8 protein-coding genes are annotated in these 8156 nt (G+C 56.8%); 4 read left to right on the forward strand and 4 right to left on the reverse strand.

Annotated elements, in window-relative coordinates; genetic code table 11:
• Positions 1–190: 190 nt before the first annotated feature.
• The gene (locus C162_RS03230; RefSeq protein WP_036691219.1) at positions 191–532 is read left to right on the forward strand and encodes a YlbF family regulator; all 342 of its coding nucleotides are present in this window, start codon (positions 191–193) and stop codon (positions 530–532) included.
• Positions 533–625: 93 nt separating this feature from the next.
• On the opposite strand, the gene C162_RS03235 is transcribed toward C162_RS03230, so the two are convergent.
• Positions 626–1207: a hypothetical protein gene (locus C162_RS03235; RefSeq protein WP_036691221.1), complete on the reverse strand. Its 582-nt coding sequence runs from the start codon at positions 1205–1207 to the stop codon at positions 626–628.
• Positions 1208–1385: 178 nt separating this feature from the next.
• Between C162_RS03235 and C162_RS03240 the strand changes: the two genes are divergently transcribed.
• Both C162_RS03240 and C162_RS03245 read left to right on the forward strand, forming a co-directional pair.
• Positions 1386–1670 (forward strand): hypothetical protein, encoded by a 285-nt coding sequence (locus C162_RS03240; protein ID WP_036691223.1) that lies wholly within the window; start codon positions 1386–1388, stop codon positions 1668–1670.
• 227 nt (positions 1671–1897) lie between these two features.
• Positions 1898–3232: a DRTGG domain-containing protein gene (locus C162_RS03245; protein WP_036691225.1), complete on the forward strand. Its 1335-nt coding sequence runs from the start codon at positions 1898–1900 to the stop codon at positions 3230–3232.
• Between the two features lie 123 nt (positions 3233–3355).
• Here the strand turns inward: C162_RS03245 and C162_RS03250 are convergent, their stop codons facing one another.
• From C162_RS03250 to C162_RS03260, 3 genes are all read right to left on the reverse strand, one after another.
• Positions 3356–3658 (reverse strand): YtpI family protein, encoded by a 303-nt coding sequence (locus tag C162_RS03250; RefSeq protein ID WP_036691227.1) that lies wholly within the window; start codon positions 3656–3658, stop codon positions 3356–3358.
• Between the two features lie 105 nt (positions 3659–3763).
• On the reverse strand, positions 3764–4267 hold the full coding sequence (locus C162_RS03255; protein ID WP_036691229.1) for a hypothetical protein: 504 nt from the start codon (positions 4265–4267) through the stop codon (positions 3764–3766).
• A gap of 22 nt (positions 4268–4289) precedes the next feature.
• Positions 4290–4610, reverse strand: a complete 321-nt coding sequence (locus C162_RS03260; RefSeq protein ID WP_036691231.1) for a YtrH family sporulation protein — start codon at positions 4608–4610, stop codon at positions 4290–4292.
• A gap of 144 nt (positions 4611–4754) precedes the next feature.
• Here C162_RS03260 and C162_RS03265 point away from each other — a divergent pair.
• Positions 4755–8156: DNA polymerase III subunit alpha (locus C162_RS03265; protein ID WP_051493191.1), on the forward strand; the 3402-nt coding region annotated here is incomplete at its 3' end.

Raw genomic sequence — 8156 nt, forward strand, 5'->3', positions numbered from 1 at the left:
TCGCCGGTAGCCATGGGCTGGCAGGCGCGCCTGGACCGGAGGGCGGGAGCACAGAAGGAAGTAGGCATGCCCGGGCAGCACTATGGCGGTTGCCAAATTTGGGCTCAGACAGCCCCTGGGGCTGCCTGCTGGATGAGCAGGGGCTTTTGAAGCGAAGCAGAGACGAACATAACTTGGAGGAGGAAATAAAATGAACGTGATTGATAAGGCGCATGAATTGGCGCGTGCTATTAAGGACAGCAGTGAGGTATCGGATATTACCAGTGCAATGAAGGTGATCGAAGCAGATCCGGAGAGCAAGCAGATGCTAGACAACTTCCGCCAGAGCCAGATTGAGCTGCAACAGCGGATGATGAGCGGGGACATGCCTCCGCAGGAGGACATGGAGAAGATGGAGAAGCTCTTTGAGGTGCTTAACCTGAACCTGGGCATCCGCCGTCTGTTCGACGCAGAGCGCCGCCTCAGTGTGGTCATCGAAGATGTGAACAAAATCATCACAGACAGCTTGTCTCAAATGTACGGCGCGCAATAGGCACCGGCAGCACGCCGGGGGTTCTCTCTGATACAGTAAAAGGGTGATTTCAGGGCTATACGGCTCTGGAATCACCCTTTTTGTCACAATCCGTTAATCCTGCTTGCCCTCCACCAGACAGAGCAGAATAGTAGCGGCCATCCCGAGACGGCGGTCCAGCTTGCCATGGGTGTCCATTGAGAAATCGGCAGTGATTTTGGTAACGAACGGATTGAAGTTCTGCCGGAAGGCAGGAATCACCATTCCCCCGATCTCTAAGTTGTATTTCTGCGGAATAATGGCAAGCGCACGGCGCAGCAGCGCGAGGAAGGCGTTGTCCTCCTTAATGGTGCCGATCTCGTTATCCTGCGTGTCCAGGATGGCCCATTCGTCCTTGATGAGAGATTTCAGGCCTTTGCGGCGGAGTGCGCCCACCGTTTCCCCGGTCTCCATATCATACACATCATAGGTTGAGCTGATATCAAGAATCTTGCGCGCTTTGATCCGCAGCAGCTCCCTCCCCATCGTCTCGTCGGGGTACAGCGTAATGTCCTCTCTCAGCCGGAACGCTTTCATTTCCGAGAATAGCAGCAGCTCCCCCGAATCACCCAAGATATGTAGCTTTCCGCCCAGCGCAGAGAATATTTTTTTGCGGGCGATGTAACGGGTCTGGTTATAAATGGGATTCAAGGTCATTCCCTCCTTTGCGATATATCATCTCATACCCGAGCCATGCAGGATAGAAACTGCTAACAAGGCACTAACATCCTGCTGAAAAATTACGCAGCTTGTCTCATATTTCCGGCCGCAGGTTCATAGAATAGAGATATAGATTCATTCTAACAAACCTGTAGAGCGAAGGAGCGGTCCTGCAATGAGAAAAAAAAGTAAATTCAAGCATTCCGTGTATCTGCTGATTGCCCTGGCCATGCTGTTATACGCGCTGCCGAAGCTGTCTGTTCAGAATGGCTCCGGCTGGGTGCTGGGCTTCGGTATCGTCTGGTGTATCTTCGCGTTCCTGGTCATTGCCTCGCATCTGCATTTCATTATCGGTGTGGATGAAGAGAAGCAGAAGCGCCTGGATGCTGTCCGCAAGGCCAAGCTTGCACAGTGGCAGGGCAAATGGAATGAAGAAGGCCGGGTGTCGCAGAGATCATAGTCCAGGAATAGAGCTGACGGTGTAAAAGTACCCCCTGTTTGCCGTTGCGGCGGACCGGGGGTTACCTGTGCGTGCTTCTCCTGCCGGGAGTAAGTTACCCGGTGTTATATATATATTCCCGGCTGTCATAACTTTTGAAAGATACAGTGTAACCTGCTGTACTCCAGTACGGACAGCATGTATAATGGGTACAGAATAGTACAGATCGGGGTATGGGGGTGTAACAGTTGGAAGGTCAAGGCGATAACATCACAAAGCATGAACAACTGCTGCAGCACATTGAGAGTCTGAAGGTAGGAACCAAGATCTCCGTCCGCAAGCTGGCGAAGGAGATGGGGGTCAGCGAAGGTACGGCTTACCGTGCGGTGAAGGAAGCGGAGAACCTCGGAATCGTTATCACCAAGGAACGGATTGGTACGGTCCGGGTGGAGAAGAAGCCGCGTAATATTTCCGAGCAGCTCACCTTCGGCGATGTCGTGGATATTGTTGAAGGGCATGTGCTTGGCGGAGCAGAGGGTCTGAACAAGCATCTTCATAAATATGTGATCGGTGCGATGAAGGTCGATGCCATGATCCGGTACATCGATGCCGACAGCCTGCTGATCGTCGGGAACCGCGATGATGTGCACTCGCTTGCACTGGAGCAGGGGGCCGGGGTGCTTGTGACAGGGGGTTTCGGCACCAGCCGCGAGGTCAAAGCGCTGGCCGATGAGCTGGACCTGCCGGTCATCTCGTCCAGACATGATACGTTTACGGTGGCTTCGATGATTAACCGCGCGATCTTTGACCGGCTGATCAAGAAGAAGATAATGCTGGTGGAGGATATCGTGGAGGGCAAGCTGCGGCTGAACACGCTCAAAATCTCCAGCACCGTAGGAGAACTGCGTGAACTGGCACTGGCCAGCGGAGAGCAGCGGTTCCCGGTCACGGATGAATGGAACCGGGTTATCGGAATTGTAGGCCGGCGTGATGTGGAGGATCTCAGCGAAGGGCAAATTATTGAAAAGGCGATGGTGCGCAGTCCGGTCACCGCTGCACTCCAGACCTCGCTGGCTTCGGCGGCGCAGATTATGATGTGGGAGGGGATCGATTTTCTGCCCATTGTGGACCGCAACCGTAAGCTGGTAGGATCGGTCACCCGCCGTGAAGTGCTGCAGAGCCTGCGCGACGCCAGCAATCAGCCGCAGCTTGGAGAGACGTTCGATCATCTGATCTGGAACGGGTTCGCGGATGAGCGGGATGAGGAGGGCAGGCTGTTCTTCCATGGCTTCATTACCCCGCAGATGGCGACCGATCTGGGAACGATCTCGGAAGGGGTTCTGTCCACCCTGATGACTTTGTCCGCCTTCAAGGCAGCCAAGGATATCACCGGGAACGACTATGTACTGGACAATATGTCCACTTACTTCATCCGTCCGGTACAGATTGAGCATTCCATCACCGTCATGCCGAAGCTGCTGGAGATCAGCCGCCGCACCTGCAAGCTGGAGATCGAGATCAGCTATATGGATACCATTGTTGCCAAGGCCGTTCTGATGCTGCAGTCGATTGACCACGGGTAACGGGATTAGTGAGTGACTATGAACGAAGATTCATTTTAGGCAAAATATTAAATAGACCAGGGCTGTCCTGCAGGCGATCAGGATGGGCAACTGGTCTATTTGTATTGGCGGCGGGCTGAACCCTCAGCTTCCGCTGCGCATCCGGCTATAGTAGCTGAAGCTGCGCAGTCCCGAGAAGATATTGAACAAGCCCAGCAGCAGAAAAGCAGCCTCAATGACCACGTTAAGCGTCGAGCCGCGGAAGATGAACATCGACATTAATGAAAGCGTGACCAGCATTCCGCCCAGCAGCATATTCATGGTCGAGCGTCTGGTGCCTTGGATAAGCGGGTCGGCGGTTCTGCGGGAAGAGATGCTGTACGCGGCGGCGCATACCATGAAGATAACCAGCAGGGCAAACAGCACATACTTAATGAACATAATCATGAACGGCAGCTCCTTTGTGGAAGACCCGTCAGTCAGCATTGCCTTAGCCGGGCACTCTGTATCCTGTGATTGTGATTTGTCCACTATTGTATCATGATTTGCGGCTCAGCTGCGCTTATACGGACTGATTTCCACCCAGATTTGCAGCACGCCCTCCATCACCAGCATGGTGCGGATTTTGACGGTGTATTCCTTCTCGCGGGCCAGATAGATTTTGCTGTCCAGCAGCAGGCGCGCCAGCTTGCCGTCGGAATCGATATCGAACATGCTGCGCCCGCGCAGCGGCTCCAGATCGCCCGCCAGCTTGCTGAGAACCTCCTTGGTTGTCACCGGGTCCAGCGCCGCCGCACCGTCCTTGACCTTACTCTCCTCGGTACGCACCTTAATCTCACGGATGACGGTGGAGGTATTGTTGTATTTTTTGAGCGTCAGAATGTCTTTACGGTATTGTTCAATCTCCAGCCGCAGATCGTGGTTATTCACCCAGAGAATGTTATAGCCCATATGATAAATCGCGTTGTACAGGGCGGCTCCCACAATCACCCCCAGCACAAACACAGCAGCAATCTGCGAGAATCGGCGGTAGCGGTGGAACGGCGGAAGTCGCATGTATCTTTTCACCCCTTCGCTTCTACTTGCCGCATACCCACTTGACCAGCTCGCTGCCCATATGAGCGCCCAGGAAAGCGAACACCAGATAGAGAATCTGCTTGATGGCCGGAGAGAGATTGCCTCCCAGCATATTGCTCTCAATGACCCGCATCGGGTCGATGGTTCCGCCTACTGCGGTAGCCAGTGCCCATATCTTAATCCGGTCTGCGATTTCCAGCATGGTATCGGTTGGCGGCTGAAGAGAGACGACGGCGCCGATTCCGCCCAGCATTGCTCCGCCAAGCACTATGCCGAATGCGATGAAGAAGTCGAGGACGGCCTTGCTTAAGAAAATATCCATAAAAAGCTCCCTCCTTAGATCAGGCGGCGGCCTGCCTTTGCCTGTCCATATGCTCTTAATCCATTCTATGGGCGGTTCCCCCTCTAATATGATAAAATAGTTTCATCTTATGTTTTGATTTGGAACTGAAGGGAAGTGGGGAATATGAGCCCATTCGTGCATTTGCATGTGCACAGCGAATACAGTTTACTGGACGGGGCGGCGCGCATTACAGATCTCGTGCGCCGGGCCGGCGAATACGGCATGACATCGCTGGCGCTGACGGATCATGGTGTGATGTACGGGGCCATCCCTTTCTATAAAGCCTGCCAGGCGCAGGGAATCAAGCCGATTATCGGCTGTGAGGCTTATTTAACCGCAGGCTCGCGCCGTGAGCGGGGAAGCCGCAAGGATCAGCCGATCTATCACCTGATTCTGCTGGCGAAGAATATGACCGGCTACCGGAATCTGATGAAGCTGATCTCCATCGGCCATCTGGAGGGCCAGCATTACAAGCCGCGTATCGATATGGAGGCGCTGGCAGCGCATGCCGAGGGCATTATCTGCCTAAGTGCCTGTCTGGGCGGTGAAGTACCGCAGCATCTGCTGCACGGCCGGGAGGAGGAGGCGCGCAAGGCGGCACTGCGGTATAAGGATGTTTTTGGAAGCGACTTCTATCTGGAGCTGCAGGATCACGGGATTGCCGAGCAGAAGCGGGTGAATCCGCAGCTGATTGCGCTTGCTGAAGAGCTCGGCATTCCGCTGGCAGCGACTAATGATGTCCACTATATGGACAAGGAGGATGCCGAGGTTCAGGATGTGCTGATCTGCATCGGCACGGGCAAATCTGTGGACGATGAGGACCGGCTGAAGATCGGGACAGACCAGTTGTTCTTCAAAAGCGGGGAGCAGATGGCTGCGCTGTTTCCGCATGTGCCGCAGGCGATAGAGAACACGCAGCGGATCGCTGAAGCGTGCAATCTGGAGCTGACGTTCGGCAATCATATTCTCCCGGAATTCTCGCCTCTGCCGGAAGGGCTGGATGCCGCTGCTTATCTGCGCGAGCTATGCCGCAGCGGGCTGGAGCAGCGCTATGCGGATACTCCGCTCTGGGAATCGCCAGAGGAGAAGGAGACGGCTGAGAAGCGGCTCGACTACGAGCTGGGAGTCATTGAGAGTATGGGGTTCAGCGATTACTTCCTGATCGTGTGGGATTTTATCGCTTTTTGTCACCGCAGCGGCATTGTTACCGGTCCGGGCCGTGGTTCCTCCGCAGGAAGTCTCACCGCATACACGCTGAAGATTACCGATGTGGACCCGCTGAAATATAATCTGCTGTTCGAGCGGTTTCTGAACCCTGAGCGGATCACGATGCCCGATATTGATATCGACTTCAGCGACGAACGCCGCGATGAGGTCATTGCCTATGTGGTGGACAAGTACGGCAAGGAGCATGTGGCGCAGATCATCACCTTCGGTACGATGGCGGCCAGGGCTGCTGTCCGTGATGTGGGCCGGGCGCTGAATCTGCCTTATAACGAGGTGGACAAGGCGGCGAAGTTAATTCCGGGCCAGCTCGGAATTAATATTACCCGGGCGCTGGAGAGCTCGACTGAGCTGAAGGCGCTGTATGAGACGAACCCGAAGACCAGAGGCCTGCTCGACATGGCGATGAAGGTGGAGGGCATGCCGCGCCATGCTTCGACGCATGCGGCTGGCGTGGTCATCTCCAAGGGTCCATTGACCGATGCTGTTCCGCTTCAGGCGGGCAATGAGAGTACGGCGCTTACCCAGTACTCCATGGAGCATCTGGAGAGCGTAGGGCTGCTCAAGATGGACTTCCTCGGCCTGCGGACTTTGTCGATTATTGAAAGGTGCATGAAGTGGGTGAAGGAGATGACCGGGAGTGTGCCTGATTTCCGCATCATTCCGGATCACGATCCGCTCACCTATGAGATGCTGGGAGCAGGCGAGACGACGGGCGTATTCCAGCTGGAATCGGCAGGTGTACGGCGGGTACTGAAGGACCTGAAGCCTAGCGGGTTCGAGGATATTGTCTCGGTGGTAGCGCTGTACCGCCCGGGTCCGATGGAATTCATCCCGAAATTCATCGGGGGCAAGCACGGGGAGTTCGAGGTTGTCTATCCGCATGCGGATTTGCAGCCGATTCTGGCCGATACCTACGGTATTATCGTCTACCAGGAGCAGATCATGCAGATTGCCTCGCTGATGGCCGGCTTCTCGCTTGGCGAAGCAGACCTGCTCCGCCGTGCAGTGTCCAAGAAGAAGCGGGAGACACTGGATCAGGAGCGCAGCCACTTCGTGGAGGGCAGTCTGAAGCAGGGCTACCAGGAAGCGGATGCCCATGCGGTCTATGATATGATCGTGAAGTTCGCCAACTACGGCTTTCCGCGCGCCCATGCGGCTGCTTATGGTGTTCTCGCCTTCCAGACGGCGTATCTCAAGGCGCATTATCCGGTGCAGTTCATGGCCGCTATGCTCACCGCCGTGATGGGGACCCACCGCAAGGTGGCGGAATATGTCCTGGAATGCCGCCGGTCCGGGATTGGCGTACTGCCGCCGGATGTCAACGAGAGCGGGGTATTGTTCACTCCGGTGCCCGGCGAAGGCCGCGGGCATATCCGCTTCGGGCTGGCTGCGGTGAAGAATGTCGGCACGCTGGCTGTGGAGAACATTATGGCGGTCCGTAAGGAGCGGCCGTTCGACAGCCTGCTCGATTTCTGCCGCCGGGTTGACTTACGCGTCTGCAACAAGCGGGTCATCGAATCGCTGCTGCAGACCGGCGCCTTCGATGCGCTGCCCGGACACCGGGCGCAGCTGCTGGCGATGCTGGATGAGACGGTGGACGCGGCGGCCAAATGGCGCAAAGAGCGCGATGAGCTGCAGATCCAGCTGTTCGATGACCTGATCGAGACGCCGAACTGGGAGATCCGCTACCCGGATATTCCGAGGTTCAGCGGAACCCAGCAGCTGGAGCTGGAGCGTGAGCTGCTCGGGCTCTATCTCTCCGGCCATCCGCTGGATGACCATGCGGGGCTGCTGGAGGAGCCGGGGATGCAGAAGCTGATGGATCTTGGCGAAGCTGCGGATGAGAGTATGACCGTGACGGCCGGTATGGTCGTGTCGCTGAAGGAGATCACGACCAAAGCCGGGAAGGCGATGGCTTTTGTGGAGTGGGAAGACCAGATCGAGCGCTGCGAGGTCGTACTCTTCCCGGAGGTGTGGAAACGCAGCCGCGCCCTGATTGAGAAGGGCGCATTGCTGGCCCTGCGCGCCAAGGTGCAGCAGGAGGACGAGGGCTTCAAGCTATTGGCTGAGGAGGTAGCTCCGCTCACCTCGGACAGCGTGCGCGGCCTGCTGCAGCGCCGCAGCGCCGGGTCCCGGCCCGCCTACGGCGCGGGCCGCGGTGCCCCCGCAGGAGCGCCTGCGGCCGCTCCTGCAGCCCGCACGGGCGCCGGTGGCCCCGGCGCCCGGCCCGGCGGTGCAGCTGGCGCCGCCGCTGCACCGGGCACGCGCACACCGGCGGCACAGCCGCCCCGGGCGCGC

This window comes from Paenibacillus sp. FSL R7-269 (genome assembly GCF_000517865.1).
Classification (GTDB): domain Bacteria; phylum Bacillota; class Bacilli; order Paenibacillales; family Paenibacillaceae; genus Paenibacillus_AQ.